This is a genomic window from Desulfosporosinus burensis (genome assembly GCF_054657535.1).
In genome coordinates this window covers 335,278-351,935 of sequence record NZ_BAAHYN010000004.1, presented here as the reverse complement: position 1 = coordinate 351,935, position 16,658 = coordinate 335,278, and the positions used below count along the sequence as shown (strand labels likewise).

The window sequence follows — 16,658 nt, the reverse complement described above, 5'->3', positions numbered from 1 at the left end:
TACTTTGTTTTCGATGGGCAGCCTGGCAGCTGCCTTTTCTCCTAATATTTTTATTCTCATTCTTTTCCGGATAATTCAGGGGATTGGTGCTGCTATGTTCATGGCAAACGGTATGGCCTTGATAAATACCCACTTCAGTAACAAGGTGAAGGGAAGAGCGTTTGGAATTATATTTACTGCCACATCCGTTGCAAGTATTATAGGTCCAGTTGTAGGAGGAGCTATTGCCACAATGTGGGGTTGGCGTGCAATTTTTTTCTTAATAACCCCGATAGGTGCTTTAGCCGGGGTGTTGGCTATGAAACTATTAAAAAAAGAAGATCAAAAACCAATAGCGTCGTTTGATTTAAAAGGGTCAGTTTTGAGTATTCTTGGTGTATTTGCGTTTTTTAGCTGTTTTTATCTTGTGAAGAGCAGGTATCCGTCGTTCGCTCTTTTAGCTTTAGTAGGGGCTATTTCTTTATTCTATTTTTTCAGAAACAGTCAAAGAGAAAGTTTGAATCCTGTCTTAAATCCAAAGATTTGGGGACGAAAAAATTTTCTCCAGGCAAATATGCAGTCTGGATTGATCTACGCCATTATGATGGCAGTTACAGTAGTTTTACCTTTTTATTTTCATGATGTTTTTACTTACTCTTCCGCGTACTCAGGTATGGTTCTAGCTACTATGGCCGTTTCAATAGTAGCTGTTTCATATTATAGCGGATTTTTAGCGGATAAATTAGGAACTCAAAAAATCACATCAATGGGTATAATGTTAGTGCTATTCGGCATGATGACACTCCTTATAGGAGTCTACCTTAAATTGAATTGGATTCTAATTATGGGGAATCTAATTCTAGGCTCGGGAGTAGGCATTTTTAACCCTGCCAATAATAAAATGATTATGCAAAGTGTGCCTAACGAATTTGCTGCTATGGCAGCAAGCATAAATGTTCTTTCACGCAATGCCGGAATTGCGATTGGCATTGCTTTATCAGGAATGGGATATAGTGCATTTATAAGTTTTCATTTACGACCAGACATAGCAGCTTTCTGTGTATTAGGATTGTTTCTATATTGAACGTATTTGTAAAAAACATAAGAGTTCATTAATATTCGGGCTAGCGGCTCCCAATGAGTACTGGCGCTCAAATAGGTAAATGTAGCTCTGCCAGAACGTATTTAGACGCGCTGGTTTTTTTGAATATTCCACTGTTAAAGGTTTCATATGAGCAATTGGATAATAGCCCTGAAGGGGGGGCGAGTGGCCTTCATGTCTTTGAATTATTATTGTTAGCTAATTGGAATCCATACTAATTAATGGTAAAATAAATTAGGAGGTGAGCCAAAAAATGAGCGAAAGCAAAATGTATCAATGTCAAACTCAAAACTGTGGATATATTTTTAACTCAGAAAAGGGCTGTAAAAAAAGTAAAATACCAAAGGATGTTCCTTTTGAGGAATTGCCGGATACTTGGAGATGCCCGTTGTGTGGAGTTGGTAAAAAAATGTTCAAACCCGTGTAAAGATGTCCCTCTTTCACAACTACTAGAATTCGTGGATAAAGGTAATAATATAAAAGCTCCTGCCATGCAGGAGCTTAATTACTCAAGAAATATTAAATTGAGTGGGTAATGACTTACGTCAAATTGAAAATCGTTAAAGTCTGAAGTTTTTTGTATTCTTGCTCAAGGACATCGGTCAGTGAGATGTCCAAGGCGTTGGACAGAGCGGCCATATAAAAGAGTTGCTTACCTAATTCTGCTTCTATGATGTCTCGGCAATTATCGCAAACGTTTCCTTCAAGCTGACTGTCCAAGAGTTCTTTTAAATCAGCAAGGCTTGCATCAGCAGGCAAGAATTTCTTATGGGCATTTATGGCATGGCAACCACAGCTTGTCACGGATTTGACAACAGCTCGGTTAACACGCGCGGAGGTTTCTTGCCCTTTTGACATGATATCGAGAATGCTTTGATGTCGGATCAACAGAGATTTTACTGTGCTTTGGAATTGGTCAGTGAGTTGCTCCATAAGTGCTATCCTCACTCCTTTCTGCCATCTCTATTATAACGAGACGGTTGGTCTGTTGTCAATTTTAAACAGAATTAAGGTTAAAAAAGGTAAATTGACAGCCTAAAGACTGTGTGATATAATTTTAAAATTTTGACCCGGGCAATGTTCCTTGCTATAATGGTAGTTAAGGGGGTGGCTGAATGTTTAAAGTTGGTGACAAAGTAGTATATCCGATGCACGGTGCCGGAATTATTGAATCGATTGAAGAACGGGAAGTTCTAGGTGAAATACGCCAATACTATGTCATGCATTTACCAGTGGGGAACATGAAATTATTCATTCCTCTGAGCAACGTGGAAAATCTTGGTTTGCGGCAAGTGATTTCTCCTGCGATGGTTAAAGATGTGTTGGAGGTGCTAAGGACCAAAGATACAGCAGCAACCTTAGCGTGGAATCGTCGCTATCGTGCGAACTTAGAGAAGATAAAGAGCGGAAATATTTTTGAAGTTGCTAATGTCGTTCGTAGTCTTTCTCAAAGAGATCACGAAAAAGGCCTTTCTACTGGAGAAAAGAAGATGTACGAAAATGCCTGTCAAATCTTAATCAGTGAACTCGTTTTAACTGAGGGTTCTGAAGAGGCTGCGGTCAGGCAATGGCTTTCGACAGCCTTGGTTTAAAATTTTCTTAGGTTGTTCTAGCCCTTCCCTTAAATTAATGAAATCTTGTTGAACTCCAGAATCGGCTTAATGCATCACACAAAGAAGTTAAAGATTAGTGCGCAAGTCAAGACCCGAACAAGGATATTCGAAGTTAGAGCATCGCCATGACTCGAACAAGGTGTTTGAGATTAGAGCATCGCCATGACTCTAACGAGGATGTTTCGAGATTAGAACACCGCCATGGATGGCAAGGTGTCGTGATGGCAAGTAACAGGTAGTTGAGACCAGTTCAAGGGTTTTATACTCATGGTTTACCAAAGATAAAAGGATTTATTTACCTTAGGTTGAAAAATAATGAAGCTCGGAGTATAATTGGAAAGACTTTTAGTCAGAATAAGTTATAAAGGAGGTGAAAAGATGATTCGCAATTTAATACGCGGGATCATCACCTTATTATTAGGGGCGGTTGGGTTTTATCTTAACTATGTTCTTATACGCCTTGATTTCTTACAAACACTTGGAGGGAGTTTATCACCTGTTTGGACTTACGCAGTAATGACAATCTTATTTGCTATCTTGGGTTTTTTAGTGGCTCCGGTAAGTATCCGTTCTTTTATAGCATTAATGCGTTGGATGGATTTTCGCTTAACTAGAGTCCCCACACATGATCTGATGAGCGCAGCCATCGGGGGGATTATTGGACTTATTATTGCAAGTTTATTCAGTAATTCTTTTGTTAGTATTACATTCTTCGGACCACTGTTAGCAGTCCTTTTAAGCCTCTTCTTAGGTTATTTGGGTTTAACGATTGGACTGAAGCGTAAAGAGGATGTATTAGGCTTTCTTAATTTTATTCCGAGATTTCGCGACAGAGGAGACAAGGCGGATAAAGCAGAAAAAAATAAGGAAGCAAAGGGTGGCCGTACACGAGAATTGGTGAATTATAAGATTCTTGATACCAGCGTAATTATCGATGGCCGAATCGCGGATATTGTCAAGACAGGCTTTATTGAGGGAATCTTACTTATTCCAAGTTTTGTGCTGGAAGAGCTTCGCCATATCGCGGATTCTTCGGATTTGCTTAAACGAAATCGCGGGCGTAGAGGGCTTGATATTCTCAATCAGATTTCGAAGGAAACGGTCATCAAAGTCCATATTCATGAGCAAGACTTCGATGATATAAATGAAGTCGATAGCAAACTGGTCCGGTTAGGACAGGTCTTAGGTTCCCCTCTCCTAACTAATGACTATAACCTGAACAAAGTGGCTGAACTTCAAGGAGTTAAGGTTCTAAATATTAATGAGTTAGCCAATGCCCTTAAACCCATTGTTTTACCGGGTGAGGAAATGCAAGTCCAGGTTATGAAAGAAGGAAAAGAACCTGGTCAAGGTGTAGCCTATCTGGATGACGGAACCATGATTGTGGTGGATATGGGCCGACGTTATATGGGGCAAAGTGTAGTCGTTTTAGTGACAAGTGTTCTTCAAACGGCAGCTGGGCGGATGATTTTCGCTAAGCCTAAAAGCTCTTTAGAAAAAAAGCCGATGGGCCTTCGTCCAACGGATGAGGTGAATGCGATTGGCTAAGCTCGGGATTGTCATACCTGCAGCCGGTCAGGGCAAACGGATGGGGGCCGGGTGCAACAAGCAATTTATGAAATTGATGGGACAGCCGATTTTAGCTCATACGATAAGACTCTTTGAAGATTCGGGTCATGTATCGGAAATTGTCATTGTTGGGGCAGAAGGTGATATTTCCGTTATTGAAGAGCTAGTGCATCACCATTCGTTTAAGAAAATTAGGGCCATTTGTCAAGGTGGTGCACTACGCCAAGATTCGGTTCGTGCGGGGGTTCAAGCTCTTAGTCCTACTATTCAACGGGTAGTAGTGCATGACGGGGCGCGGCCCCTTTTGACGTTACAAGCATTTCATAAATTTCTGAGCGAGACGGAAGAGTTCAGCGCTGCTATTATGGGGATTCCTGTTAAGGATACCGTAAAACAAATCGATTTATCGAGTAAAGTGCTTGAAACTTTGCCACGTGAAAGTTTATGTGCTGTTCAGACCCCGCAAATCTTTGACCGTAAACTATTGGAAGAAGCACACCGGAAGGCATTTTCTGCGGGTTACTATGGTACTGATGATGCATCTTTGCTAGAATGGATAGGATGTCCCGTGCAGGTGGTAGCGGGTTTGCAGGAAAATATTAAGCTGACAACGCCCGAGGATTTGTGGTTGGCTGAACGGATTTTATCGATGCGCGATGCTCGAAGCGTAAGGCGCTACCTGTGATGAGCTACCGCTTACCGCTTGAGCGAGACATTTAGACAAGATACACGATGGTATAAATGCGCGAAACACGTACTTCTAAGCTTGGTCCGACCTTGTTTTGAGATATGCTTAGATTTCGGGTTTTGAGGTTCGAACTTCGAGCTTCGTGCTTCGTGCCTCGATTGAGGGGTGTTAGGTATTAAAGTAGGAATCGGTTATGATGTACATGCTCTGGTAGAGGGGCGCCCTTTAATTCTTGGAGGGGTGGAAATTCCTTATGTAAAAGGTTTACTGGGACATTCGGATGCGGATGTTCTAATTCATGCGGTCATGGATTCGCTTTTAGGGGCTTTGGCTTTAGGAGATATCGGTGGGCATTTTCCAGATCATGATCCCCGCTATCGTAGTATTTCAAGTCTCACTTTATTGGAGCATGTCATGGGACTCCTTGAAGCAAAGGGTTATCGCGTCGGAAATATGGATAGTATCATCATGGCAGAGCGACCTAAACTTGCTCCGTTTATCTCAAAGATGCGCTATAACCTTTCGCGCGCTATGAACGTAGAGGAAGCTTGTATTTCTGTGAAAGCAACTACAACTGAACGGTTGGGATTTATTGGAAGAGAAGAAGGCGTAGGTGCTCAAGCCATTGTAAGCTTAGAAAAGGTTGGAGGATGATTTATGGGAATTCGCGTTCGATTTGCACCTAGTCCAACAGGTCCACTACATATAGGTGGGGCAAGATCGGCTTTATTCAATTATTTATGGGCACGCAAAAATAAAGGGATTTTTATTGTTCGAAGTGAGGACACTGATTTAGAGCGTTCCAGCAGAGAGTCAGAGCATAACATCTTGGAAGCACTGCGTTGGTTAAATATCCAATGGGATGAGGGAATCGAGGTGGGTGGGGAACATGGCCCTTACCGCCAAACAGATCGTTTAGCACTTTACAAAGAGTATACCGAGAAGCTCATTGCTAGTGGGAATGCTTACTATTGCTACTGTTCCGAGGAGGAATTGGAACAAGAAAGGCAGGCTTTAATAGCAAAAGGGGAAACTCCGCGTTATCTAGGCAAGTGTCGACAATTAACCCCTGAACAGAGGGCAGCGCTGGAGCTTGAAGGTCGTAAACCTGTTGTGCGATTCCGTGTGCCAGAAGGACAAGCGATTCATATTTCTGATCAGGTTCGTGGGGATGTTGTTTTTGATAGTGATGGAATTGGGGATTACGTCATTGTTAAATCAGATGGGATACCTACCTATAATTTTGCGGTGGTGGTCGATGATCTTACCATGAAAATTACGCATGTTATTCGTGGAGAGGAACATCTATCGAATACACCACGCCAAGTTCTGATTTATCAAGCCTTGGGGTTGCCCGCCCCTGAATTTGCGCATATTTCTCTCATTCTTAATACGGAAGGTGGGAAAATGAGCAAACGCGACGGGGATACTGCCGTCATAGACTATCAGAAAAAAGGGTATCTACCGGAAGCGATTGTCAACTTTATTGCCCTTCTTGGTTGGGCTCCTTCTGGAGAAGAAGAGTTTTATACCTTGGCCGAGTTGACAGAAGCGTTTTCGCTAGACCGAGTTTCTAAGAGCCCTGCTGTGTTTGATCGACATAAGTTAAATTACATCAACTCTCATTACATTAAAAAGACTGCTCCAGAACGGTTGGCAGAGCTTGCTTTGCCTCATGTAGAGGAATTGGGTATTAGTCCTCTCGGAGAGCGGTCTGCGGACCAACAACAGTGGTTTAACGATTTTATTGGGGCCATCTCTGAGAAAATATCTTATATGGCAGAAGCCAAGGAATTCGTACATTATTTCCATGGGGATGTGCCGCTTAGTCCTGAAGGGGAAGCCTTGGAGGTGTTAAAGGGCGAGCAGGTGTCGAGTGTCTTGGCCTTATTCAAGGATAAAATACTAGAATTGGATGTACTTTCTGGAGCGAACGTCAAAACGCTCTTGAAGCAGATAACCAAAGAGTTAAAGCTTGGAGGCAAATTGGTATTTATGCCAGTGCGGGTGGCTTTAACCGGACAGATACACGGACCGGAACTTTATGATGTCATCCCATTGTTGGGGCGCGAGAACGTCTTAAAACGGATTGAAGTGACTAAGGCACATTATTTGTCGAAGTTTCCTCCATCAAATAATTAGGCTGTAATTGATTGACAGCAATAAAAGACTACCCTATAATAGGTACAAATTAGTTCTAAAATAATTAATTTAATGAGTCTTAGGCGATGATGAGAAAGAGTACAAAAAGGAATTGCGACAAGCGAGGATGGGATAGTGGAAGCCATTTGCAAGGAATTTTTAGAAGTGCGTCTCGGAGTTGATTGGAAGAAGGGGAAGTATTCCGGTCCGTCGTAACTGCGTTAAAGTTATAAGCTGGAACGACCTGGTCGTTCAATCAGAGTGGGACCGCGGAACCTTTCGTCTCTGGACGAAGGGTTCCGCTTTTTGTATTCATTTTATTCAATATTCGAATCACGAACTACGAACCACGATTCTGCGGTTAGCCATCGGATATTGTGAAGGAAAAGGGTGTGGACAAGATGTTTCAGCAGATAAGGCGCGATATTCGAGTTATTTTTGAGCGTGATCCAGCAGCCAAAAGTATTTGGGAGGTTATATTCTGTTATCCAGGGTTTCATGCTGTGCTTATTCACCGAATGGCTCATTGGTTGTATCTGCGTAATCTAGTGCTCTTGCCGCGAATGATCTCTCAGCTCTCCCGCTTTCTGACTGGGATTGAAATCCATCCGGGTGCGAAGATCGGGCAAGGTCTCTTTATTGACCATGGCACGGGGGTGGTCATCGGCGAAACTGCGGAAGTAGGTGATAACGTTACCTTATACCAGGGAGTAACCTTAGGTGGAACCGGTAAAGAGAAGGGTAAGCGGCATCCGACCATTGGAAATAATGTGGTGATTGGGGCAGGGGCCAGAGTATTAGGTTCTTTCAAAGTTGGAGATAATGTAAAAATCGGAGCAGGTTCGGTGGTTAATAAACCTGTCCCAAGTGACACAACAGTTGTGGGGGTTCCGGGCCGAATTGTCCTGCACCATGGGGTTCCGATTAAAGACCCGGATTTAAGACATGATGACCTACCCGATCCAGTGAATGAGATGCTAAGGTGCTTGATGCAGCGTGTTGAATATTTAGAACAACGATTAAAGGAGGAGAGTCGATACAATGTCTTTGAAATTATACAACACAATGACCCGCCAAAAGGAACTGTTTCAACCACGAGAGAGCAACAAAGTTGCAATGTATGTCTGCGGACCGACGACGTATAACTATTTTCATGCTGGGAATGGGCGGATGTTTGTCGTATTTGACATGATTAGGCGTTATTTTATGTATAAAGGCTACGACGTTCGTTACATACAGAACTTTACGGATGTGGATGATAAGATTATTCAACGAGGGAACGTCGAAGGAATGGAACCACTGGCTTTAGGCCAGAAATATATTGTCGAATATTTCAAGGATGCCCAAGCCTTAAATCTTCTTCCGGCGACTATACACCCCAAGGCTACAGAGCATATTCCAGAAATGATCGAGATCATTCAAGGTCTTATCGATACGGGGTTAGGGTATGAAGTGGAGGGAGATGTTTACTTTGCGGTGGATCATTTCCCGAACTACGGGAAACTATCTGGGAGAACCCTCGAGGATATGAAGGCTGGAGCAAGGGTCGAGGTGGATGAACGAAAACACCATCCGATGGACTTTGCACTTTGGAAAAAGGCAAAGCCTGGAGAACCGGCTTGGGAAAGTCCGTGGGGTAAAGGACGCCCAGGTTGGCACATTGAGTGCACTGCTATGTCCTTAAAATATCTAGGAGCAGACTTCGATATTCACGGTGGAGGAGAGGATCTAGCTTTCCCTCATCATGAAAACGAGATTGCCCAAACAGAAGGGTACCTGAAAGGTCAGACCTTCGCCCGTTATTGGATGCATAATGCCTTTCTTACCATTAATCAAGAAAAAATGTCAAAATCCTTAGGGAACTTTTTTACAGTCCGGGAGTTGCTCGAAAATTCTACGGGGGAAGTTATTCGCTTTTATTTACTGGGAACGCATTATCGCAGTCCCTTAGACTTTAGTGAGCAAAACTTAGTCATGGCCCAAAAAGGGTTGGAGCGGTTGCAAACCAGTGTTCGTTTGGCCCAAGAAGTCTTGGATCGAGAAGGCTCATCTAACAACAAACAAACGCAAGCTGAATTATTGAAGGCGGCTAAGGATGCCCGTGAAGTGTTTGAAAAGGCCATGGATGATGACTTTAATTCAGCTTTGGCTTATGCCGCGCTCTTTGAATTAGCCAAGATAATGAATGGGTATGTTCAGGAACATCCTGCCCCTTCGGAAGGATTGGTACAGGCTCAAAAGACCCTATTAGAGCTTGGAGCGGTACTTGGCTTTGATTTACTTCATCCTGAGAATGTTCACGTCGAAAACGAGGAAATGCTCGCTCAAGTAATGGAGGTCGTTTTGCAGATTCGTTCACGATCTCGCCAGAAAAAAGATTGGGAAATGGCAGATTTTATTCGAGATGGACTGAAGGAAAAGGGTATCCTTATCGAAGATACTCCACAAGGTGCCAGGTGGCAAATTAAGAAGTAGTGAAAGGTGACGTATGCGAAATTGGCAAGAAATGAATGCCTTAACTCTAGCGTATTTAGGAGATGCAGTCTATGAGCTTTGGGTTCGTACGCATTTATTAGAACTGGGGCATGAAAAGGTCAGGGAACTTCATAAGCAGGCCGTTAGCTATGTGCGTGCAAGTACTCAGGCTCGGGTTTTACACGCTCTTTTGCCAGAGCTTAACGAGGTTGAACAGCAAGTCGTTCTGCGCGGACGAAATGCCAAGGGCGGGCATCCAAAAAACGTTGATGTTGTAACTTATCGTCATGCAACTGCGTTTGAAAGCCTGGTGGGCTATTGGCAATTGAACGGCCAAAGCGAGCGCATGGGATGGGCGTTTAGTCATGTGGATAGGATTCTTCTTCATGAAGGAGCGGAGAAAGACATCGTCGCTTCGGAGAGTAAGTAAGAGGAGAGAGGGGAATCTTTCGATGAGGGTAGAACTAATTCAGCACACTCCAGATCCAGAGAAAGTAGTAGCTGCAGCTGCTCGCTTATGTTACTCAGCAGACCCGGTATCCGATTTATTAGATCAATTAGACGATGATAGGGTGGCAAGTTTTGTCCGAAAGTTGCAGGAAATGGGTCATCTTTCTCCTTTTGAACATGTGAGTTTTCAATTTTCAATCGATGGCGTTTCAAGAGCCCTATCTCATCAGCTTGTGCGCCATCGAATTGCTAGTTATTCTCAACGTTCTCAGCGCTATGTCGCTGAGAAGGGATTTAAGTTTGTTATTCCACCGAGTGTAAAACGGAATCCGGAGGCCTTAGAACGTTTTGAGATGGTTATGGCTCGTCTACAGGAGGACTATCAGGAACTTTTGAATTGCGTGCCAGCCGAGGATGCACGCTATGTTTTACCGAACGCTTGTACCACTTCTCTGATGGCTTCATTTAACGTCCGATCGTTATTGAATTTCTTTGAACATCGAACCTGTATAAGAGCTCAGTGGGAGATTCGTTCTTTGGCAGAAAAGATGTTGGAGTTAGTTCGGGAGGTAGCTCCAAATCTCTTCTGCGAAGCAGGTCCAACCTGCATCACTAGGGGAGTCTGTCATCAGGGTACTTATAGTTGCGGAAGATTAAAAACCCTCGAAGGAAAGAAGGAAGCTACTTGAACGACGAAATGGTTTATGGAAAAAATCCCGTGATAGAACTTTTAAAAAGCGGAAAACCCATTAATAAAGTCCTCTTTCTTGCGGAAGGACCCAGCGGGCGGAATCAAGACATTGTTGCTTTGCTGCATGAACGAAATATTCCGTATCAATTTGTGGACCGTCAGACTCTAGACCGCTTGACCAATCGTGAACGGCACCAGGGAATGCTTGCTTATGTCGCGGCAAGGGAGTATGCCACTATTGAGGATATCCTAGCCGTGGCTGAGGAGCGGCAAGAGGACCCCTTTATATTAATGCTTGATGAGATCGAAGACCCCCATAACTTGGGGGCATTGCTGAGAACAGTGGACGCTGTCGGGGCCCATGGGGTGATTATTCCAAAACGTCGAAGTGTTACCTTGACAGGTACAGTAGCCAAAACCTCGGCAGGGGCAGTGGAACATGTGCTAGTGGCCCGAGTTAGCAATTTGGTTCAAACACTAAAAGACTTGAAGAAGAGAGGGTGTTGGGTATCTGGGGCAGAAGCAGGAGGAAAAGCTGTTTTTGAAGCAGATCTCACTGGTTCTCGAGTCATCGTCATTGGCAGCGAGGGAAAAGGTATCAGCCGTTTACTCCGAGAAAGTTGTGACGAGATTGTCAGTATACCTATGAAAGGTAAGGTCAGTTCCTTAAACGCTAGCGTTGCAGGGTCGATCATGCTTTATGAAGTACTTAGACAAAGAGCAAGTTCAAGGCGCGAAGCGCGAGGGGTAAAGCAAGAGGGGTAAAGCACGAGGCGCGATGGACGAAACACGGGGTGAGGTGTGATTTTGAAAACTTTAACTTCCAAACAATACCAACTTGAATTTAGCCCCTAGTGTCTCGAAGCCCCTGAATAGCTACGTTTGCAGAGAACTCCGGGCCTCAATCTTCTGACTTGGCGCCTTGAGCCTCGCTAATAGCGACAGAAGAACCAAAACTTCGCCTTGACGCTTTTCTTTAGGGTCGAGTATAATGATAATGTTCTCGTGGACGAGGGCTACGCGAGATAGCGTCTTCTTCTTGACGACATTGTAGGGGGGATCAACTTTGACTCTTCAAGCCCAATCAGAACTAACAGAGTGCGAGATCATCGACGTAATCGTGGATGAAGAGGTAGTTGAGCTTGCCAAGGAAGGCGACGCTATAGCACTAGAGTACTTAATTAACAAATATAAAAACTTTGTTAGGGCAAAAGCACGTTCGTACTTTCTTATTGGAGCTGATCGTGAAGATATTATCCAAGAGGGTATGATTGGACTCTATAAGGCAATCCGGGATTTTCGGGGTGACAAACTCTCGTCCTTTCGGGCCTTTGCCGAATTATGCATAACTCGTCAGATCATTACGGCGATTAAAACTGCAACAAGGCAAAAGCATATTCCGCTAAACTCCTATGTATCCCTAAACAAACCCATTTATGACGAAGATTCTGACAGAACTCTACTTGATGTGATATCGGGAACTCGAATTACAGATCCTGAAGAACTCATTATTAGTCGAGAAGAATTTGACGACATTGAGGAAAAAATGGGCGAAATCCTAAGTTCGCTTGAATGGAAAGTATTAATGTCCTACTTAGAAGGAAAGTCTTACCAGGAAATTGCAGTAGATTTAAAGAGGCATGTAAAGTCGATTGACAACGCGTTGCAGAGGGTCAAGAGAAAACTTGAGCGTTACCTCGAACGACGCGATGGATAATTTTACCTAAAATAAATTACTTGCATTCTGTATTAATAAGTGGTAAACTGCAATAGTGCTTAGCGATGAATGATCTAGCAAAGAGATCATTCTTTTGCAACGGACAATGCCGACGTAGCTCAATTGGTAGAGCAACTGATTTGTAATCAGTAGGTTGCGGGTTCGAGTCCCATCGTTGGCTCCATCAACAATTTGAGGATTGTAGGGTCAAGACGCAATCGATGCTTTTATGCCGGATGGTAACTTTGCTGGATGAGTGGATGTCGAAACGCCACTTAGTACAATCGCCAAAGATCGTCGCGGGGTGGAGCAGTGGTAGCTCGTCGGGCTCATAACCCGAAGGTCGTCGGTTCAAATCCGGCCCCCGCAACCAAGTAATCTTAGACAGCAAGGCTGTCTTTTTTGTTATACGCTTTATCGGAAAATTTTGCCAGTGCATAAGTGCAACTAAGGCGGCCGCCTTCGCTGAAGCTCGGCACCAGCCAAGTTTTCTTTATAAGACTTTTCTCTTGACAGTGGAATTGTCTTATGATAAAGTATTTTGAGTAACCGATTAAAATACAGCGTCCTACCGTTGTCCGGGAGGTGTTCGTGAATGCGTGTTGGCATTATATTAGCGTGTACGGATTGCAAGCACCGTAACTATGCTACGATGAAGAATAAGAAAAATAACCCTGATCGCTTGGAAGCTCAAAAGTTTTGCAAGTTCTGCAAAAGCCATACTCTCCATAAGGAAACCAAGTAATTTTTTTTTTGCAATGGTTTAAAGGTACGCCAGGAGGCGTTGTCACTGGTTGATGGCATCGATGTCGTGTTAAGGATGTGAAGTGATGGGCGAGTTGAAGAAACCGGCTAATGCTCAGCGTCAGAAGGAAAAGGCTGCGGAGTATTTCCGCGGGGTTTTGAGCGAGTTAAAAAAGGTTCATTGGCCAAGCCGTATGCAATTGCTCACCTACACAGGAGTTGTGTTCTTAGCGGTGACGATTGTATCCATTCTAATGTGGATTGTGGATAGTGGTCTAAGCGCGGTCTTGACCAAGCTGCTGCCCTAACTGGCGAGTTTCTGCGGCAGAGTCTGAGGAGGTCCCTGGGAAATGGCAAAAGATTGGTTTGTTATTCATACGTACTCTGGCTATGAGAACAAAGTAAAGATGAATCTTGAAAAACGAGTCGAATCCATGAACATGGAAGAAAAGATCTTCCGAGTACTTGTTCCGATGGAAGATGAAATCGAGTTCAAGAACGGAAAGCAGAAAATTACGAAGCGTAAAGTATACCCGGGTTATGTACTCGTGGAAATGGAAATGACTGATGATTCATGGTATGTAGTGCGTAATACCCCTGGTGTAACTGGCTTCGTTGGAACTGGTACTAAGCCGATTCCATTGCTGGAAACTGAAGTAATCAAGATTTTGCAACAGATGGGAATGGATGAGATCCATACTCGGATTGAATTTGAGATTAATCAAAGTGTCCAGGTCATCGCAGGTCCCTTTAAGGATTTTGTTGGGGTAGTCCGCGAGATTCTTGCTGACAAAGCGAAATTGCGTGTTGAAGTATCCATGTTTGGGCGAGAGACTCCGGTTGAACTTGAATTCACACAAGTTCAAAAACTAGATTAATAAGATTATCCTATCAAGGAGGTGTAATGACAATGGCGAAAAAAGTAATTGGGATGGTAAAATTAGCGATAACAGCAGGAAAAGCGACACCGGCACCTCCAGTTGGTCCGGCTCTAGGTCAGCATGGAGTCAATATTATGGGCTTCTGCAAAGAATACAATGAGCGCACAAAGGATCAAGCAGGCTTAATTATTCCGGTTGAGATTACAGTCTATGAGGATCGCTCCTTTACCTTTATTACCAAAACACCACCAGCCGCTGTGCTATTGAAGAAAATGGCTAACATCAATTCAGGCTCGGCTGAACCAAATCGTAAAAAAGTTGCAAGTCTTCCAAAATCAAAAGTTCGCGAAATCGCGGATATTAAGATGAAGGATCTGAACGCAGCAAGTATCGAAGCAGCAATGCGCATGGTTGAAGGTACGGCGCGAAGTATGGGTATCGATATCGTTGAAGGTTAAAGATAGTTCATGCTTCTGACAGTAGGACTAAATTAATTGTGGGAGGGCTTAGCCCGCATTACCACTAGGAGGTTAAAAGAATGGCTAAAGTTGGAAAAAGGTATCAGGAAGCTATTAAGTCGTTTGAACGCGCGACACTCTATGAGCCCACAGAGGCCATAGAAATTGTGAAAGCTAACGCAAAAGCGAAATTTGACGAAACAGTTGAAGTTGCCTTCAAATTAGGTATTGATACCCGTCATGCAGACCAACAAATTCGTGGTGCAATTGTGCTCCCGAATGGCACGGGTAAAACCCGGTCAGTTTTGGTATTTGCTAAAGGGGATAAAGCCAAGGAAGCAGAGTTAGCTGGCGCAGATTTTGTTGGAGCCGAGGATATGATTGCGAAGATCGAGCAAGGTTGGTTCGGCTTCGAAGTCGTTGTTGCAACTCCAGACATGATGGGCATGGTAGGTAAATTGGGACGAGTTCTCGGACCAAAAGGACTTATGCCAAACCCTAAAACTGGAACAGTTACCCCTGATGTAACTCGTGCGATCAAAGAGATTAAAGCTGGTAAGATTGAATACCGCGCAGAAAAGTCAGGTATTATCCATGCTCCGATCGGTAAAGTATCGTTTGGCACGGAACAACTATTTGAGAACTACCGTACATTAGCGGAAACTTTAGTGAAAGCGAAGCCTTCTGCTGCTAAGGGTCAGTTTATTCGAAGTGTTACAGTCACCTCGACAATGGGTCCTGGTGTACGAATTAACCCTCTGAAAGCACTCTAATAGTTTTTTGGTTCTTGACATTGTTTTGCAAGTAGGATATGCTTACCAAGATTTAAATAAAGTCCGCTGTAGAAAGCAGGTGCCGTAAGGCTTAATGTCCTGCCGAGGTTGGAAGACTAGCCGATAGATACTTATTTGGCATTCTTAACCTCTGCAACAGCGGAGGTTTTTTGATGAGTTTATCAGAAGGAAGGAGGTACACAGAATGCCTAATTTTGAAGAAAAAGGTCTGGTTGTCTCGGAGATTAAGGAAAAGCTCCAGCAAGCTTCCGGGGTTGTCTTAGCAGATTATCGTGGACTGACCGTAGCCCAAGTAACGCAATTGCGTTCTCAACTGCGCCAAGCAGGAGTAGAGTATCGGGTTATGAAAAATACACTCGTGCGTCGTGCTGCTGATGAACTAGGGGTTGAAGGGCTCGATTCTTATCTTAAAGGGCCAACAGCGCTAGCTTTTAGTGCAGATCCTGTCGCTCCAGCTAAAGTGTTAATGGAATTTGCCAAAGTTAATAAACTGAAGAAATTCCAAATTAAAGCTGGTGTCTTAGAAGGGAAAGTAATTGGGCCTGAGGGTGTTAAAGCTCTAGCCGATCTACCGTCCCGCGAAGTGCTGCTCACTATGGTTTTACGCGGAATGCAGGCTCCTCTTGTTGGTATGGTCAATGTTCTCCAAGGGCCGATCCGAAAAATGGGATACGCATTGGAAGAGGTACGCAAACTCAAGGAAGCTCAATAATTTAATAGTTTGAGTAATTTATAAGAAAAGCTTCATAATATTAAGGGGGAAATAAAAATGTCTAAAGTAAATGAAATTCTCGAAAGTGTTAAAGGTCTAACTGTCCTCGAATTATCCGAACTCGTAAAGGCATTCGAAGTAGAATTTGGTGTAAGTGCAGCTGCTCCTGTAGCTGTTGCTGGTGTGGCTGCAGTTGCAGTGGCTGAAGAAGTTGAAGAGAAAACCGAATTCGACGTTATGCTCATGAACTGTGGAGCTTCCAAAATTGGAGTTATCAAAGTAGTACGTGAAGCAACTGGCTTAGGTCTCAAAGAAGCTAAAGATCTCGTTGACAATGCTCCAAAGGCAGTCAAAGAGAAAATCTCCAAAGATGAAGCAGAAGCTTTAAAGGCTAAATTAACTGAAGCTGGTGCGACTGTAGAAGTTAAGTAAGTTTAGTAATAGAGAAGGTACTCTCTCTTGGAGGGTACCTTCTTCTTTGTTTTATTCAATTAAAATACTTCAAAAGAATATGGTAAATTGAACGAAAAGAAGCTTAGAAATTACTTGACAACATACTCTGATTTTGTTATACTTTATAAATGTTACTATGGATAATTGGAATTTATTACGTAATAAGTCCATGGTATGGCAATCAATGCAA

At 43.4% G+C, this 16,658-nt stretch carries 21 protein-coding genes, 2 tRNA genes and 2 other annotated features; of the genes, 22 read left to right on the top strand and 1 reads right to left on the bottom strand.

Annotation, left to right across the window (positions count from 1 at the left end; translation table 11 throughout):
• Nucleotides 1-13 precede the first annotated feature (13 nt).
• On the top strand, nt 14-1,063 hold the full coding sequence (locus ACYQ3Q_RS09140; RefSeq protein WP_459928326.1) for an MFS transporter: 1,050 nt from the start codon (nt 14-16) through the stop codon (nt 1,061-1,063).
• Between the two features lie 271 nt (nt 1,064-1,334).
• A complete protein-coding gene (locus ACYQ3Q_RS09135) occupies nt 1,335-1,508 on the top strand; it encodes a rubredoxin (RefSeq protein ID WP_459928251.1) in 174 nt (57 codons plus the stop codon).
• Nucleotides 1,509-1,621: 113 nt separating this feature from the next.
• Here the strand turns inward: ACYQ3Q_RS09135 and ACYQ3Q_RS09130 are convergent, their stop codons facing one another.
• On the bottom strand, nt 1,622-2,014 hold the full coding sequence (locus tag ACYQ3Q_RS09130) for a nucleoside triphosphate pyrophosphohydrolase family protein (RefSeq protein ID WP_459928250.1): 393 nt from the start codon (nt 2,012-2,014) through the stop codon (nt 1,622-1,624).
• 182 nt (nt 2,015-2,196) lie between these two features.
• Between ACYQ3Q_RS09130 and ACYQ3Q_RS09125 the strand changes: the two genes are divergently transcribed.
• From ACYQ3Q_RS09125 to rplL, 20 genes are all read left to right on the top strand, one after another.
• On the top strand, nt 2,197-2,673 hold the full coding sequence (locus tag ACYQ3Q_RS09125) for a CarD family transcriptional regulator (protein ID WP_034140506.1): 477 nt from the start codon (nt 2,197-2,199) through the stop codon (nt 2,671-2,673).
• Nucleotides 2,674-3,072: 399 nt separating this feature from the next.
• Complete coding sequence (locus tag ACYQ3Q_RS09120) at nt 3,073-4,242, top strand: PIN/TRAM domain-containing protein (protein ID WP_459928249.1); 1,170 nt, start codon at nt 3,073-3,075, stop codon at nt 4,240-4,242.
• Nucleotides 4,235-4,948 carry a 2-C-methyl-D-erythritol 4-phosphate cytidylyltransferase gene (gene ispD / locus ACYQ3Q_RS09115; protein WP_459928248.1) on the top strand — a complete coding sequence of 238 codons (714 nt, stop codon included), beginning with the start codon at nt 4,235-4,237 and terminating at the stop codon, nt 4,946-4,948. The genes ACYQ3Q_RS09120 and ispD overlap by 8 nt, the downstream gene beginning before the upstream one ends.
• 168 nt (nt 4,949-5,116) lie before the next feature.
• Nucleotides 5,117-5,605, top strand: a complete 489-nt coding sequence (gene ispF, locus ACYQ3Q_RS09110) for a 2-C-methyl-D-erythritol 2,4-cyclodiphosphate synthase (protein WP_459928247.1) — start codon at nt 5,117-5,119, stop codon at nt 5,603-5,605.
• A 3-nt stretch (nt 5,606-5,608) separates the two neighbouring features.
• Nucleotides 5,609-7,093, top strand: a complete 1,485-nt coding sequence (gene gltX, locus ACYQ3Q_RS09105; protein WP_459928246.1) for a glutamate--tRNA ligase — start codon at nt 5,609-5,611, stop codon at nt 7,091-7,093.
• Between the two features lie 77 nt (nt 7,094-7,170).
• Nucleotides 7,171-7,383 (top strand) — a binding site (T-box leader).
• Between the two features lie 111 nt (nt 7,384-7,494).
• The gene (cysE, locus tag ACYQ3Q_RS09100) at nt 7,495-8,238 is read left to right on the top strand and encodes a serine O-acetyltransferase (protein WP_459928325.1); all 744 of its coding nucleotides are present in this window, start codon (nt 7,495-7,497) and stop codon (nt 8,236-8,238) included.
• Nucleotides 8,135-9,568 carry a cysteine--tRNA ligase gene (gene cysS, locus ACYQ3Q_RS09095; protein ID WP_459928245.1) on the top strand — a complete coding sequence of 478 codons (1,434 nt, stop codon included), beginning with the start codon at nt 8,135-8,137 and terminating at the stop codon, nt 9,566-9,568. Before cysE ends, cysS begins: the two co-directional genes overlap by 104 nt.
• A 13-nt stretch (nt 9,569-9,581) precedes the next feature.
• Nucleotides 9,582-9,998: a Mini-ribonuclease 3 gene (locus ACYQ3Q_RS09090; RefSeq protein ID WP_459928244.1), complete on the top strand. Its 417-nt coding sequence runs from the start codon at nt 9,582-9,584 to the stop codon at nt 9,996-9,998.
• Nucleotides 9,999-10,020: 22 nt separating this feature from the next.
• Nucleotides 10,021-10,707, top strand: a complete 687-nt coding sequence (gene thyX, locus ACYQ3Q_RS09085) for an FAD-dependent thymidylate synthase (protein ID WP_459928243.1) — start codon at nt 10,021-10,023, stop codon at nt 10,705-10,707.
• Entirely contained in the window at nt 10,704-11,474 is a 771-nt protein-coding gene (gene rlmB / locus ACYQ3Q_RS09080; RefSeq protein ID WP_459928242.1) for a 23S rRNA (guanosine(2251)-2'-O)-methyltransferase RlmB, read from the top strand. Before thyX ends, rlmB begins: the two co-directional genes overlap by 4 nt.
• Nucleotides 11,475-11,775: 301 nt before the next feature.
• Nucleotides 11,776-12,426, top strand: coding sequence for an RNA polymerase sporulation sigma factor SigH (gene sigH, locus ACYQ3Q_RS09075; RefSeq protein WP_459928241.1), 651 nt, complete (start codon nt 11,776-11,778; stop codon nt 12,424-12,426).
• Nucleotides 12,427-12,534: 108 nt separating this feature from the next.
• Nucleotides 12,535-12,610: transfer RNA gene (locus tag ACYQ3Q_RS09070), tRNA-Thr, on the top strand.
• A 114-nt stretch (nt 12,611-12,724) separates the two neighbouring features.
• Nucleotides 12,725-12,799, top strand: a tRNA-Met gene (locus tag ACYQ3Q_RS09065).
• A 222-nt stretch (nt 12,800-13,021) separates the two neighbouring features.
• Nucleotides 13,022-13,171 carry a 50S ribosomal protein L33 gene (gene rpmG, locus ACYQ3Q_RS09060; protein WP_014901220.1) on the top strand — a complete coding sequence of 50 codons (150 nt, stop codon included), beginning with the start codon at nt 13,022-13,024 and terminating at the stop codon, nt 13,169-13,171.
• Nucleotides 13,172-13,256: 85 nt separating this feature from the next.
• Nucleotides 13,257-13,478, top strand: a complete 222-nt coding sequence (secE, locus tag ACYQ3Q_RS09055) for a preprotein translocase subunit SecE (protein ID WP_459928240.1) — start codon at nt 13,257-13,259, stop codon at nt 13,476-13,478.
• A gap of 42 nt (nt 13,479-13,520) precedes the next feature.
• Nucleotides 13,521-14,048, top strand: a complete 528-nt coding sequence (gene nusG, locus ACYQ3Q_RS09050; RefSeq protein ID WP_034145785.1) for a transcription termination/antitermination protein NusG — start codon at nt 13,521-13,523, stop codon at nt 14,046-14,048.
• 32 nt (nt 14,049-14,080) lie between these two features.
• Nucleotides 14,081-14,509: a 50S ribosomal protein L11 gene (gene rplK / locus ACYQ3Q_RS09045; protein WP_034145784.1), complete on the top strand. Its 429-nt coding sequence runs from the start codon at nt 14,081-14,083 to the stop codon at nt 14,507-14,509.
• 80 nt (nt 14,510-14,589) lie between these two features.
• The gene (rplA, locus tag ACYQ3Q_RS09040; protein WP_459928239.1) at nt 14,590-15,282 is read left to right on the top strand and encodes a 50S ribosomal protein L1; all 693 of its coding nucleotides are present in this window, start codon (nt 14,590-14,592) and stop codon (nt 15,280-15,282) included.
• Between the two features lie 48 nt (nt 15,283-15,330).
• Nucleotides 15,331-15,463: a sequence feature (ribosomal protein L10 leader region), on the top strand.
• A 24-nt stretch (nt 15,464-15,487) separates the two neighbouring features.
• The gene (gene rplJ, locus ACYQ3Q_RS09035; protein WP_459928238.1) at nt 15,488-16,015 is read left to right on the top strand and encodes a 50S ribosomal protein L10; all 528 of its coding nucleotides are present in this window, start codon (nt 15,488-15,490) and stop codon (nt 16,013-16,015) included.
• Between the two features lie 57 nt (nt 16,016-16,072).
• Complete coding sequence (gene rplL / locus ACYQ3Q_RS09030) at nt 16,073-16,447, top strand: 50S ribosomal protein L7/L12 (protein ID WP_459928237.1); 375 nt, start codon at nt 16,073-16,075, stop codon at nt 16,445-16,447.
• The last annotated feature ends 211 nt before the right edge of the window (nt 16,448-16,658 follow it).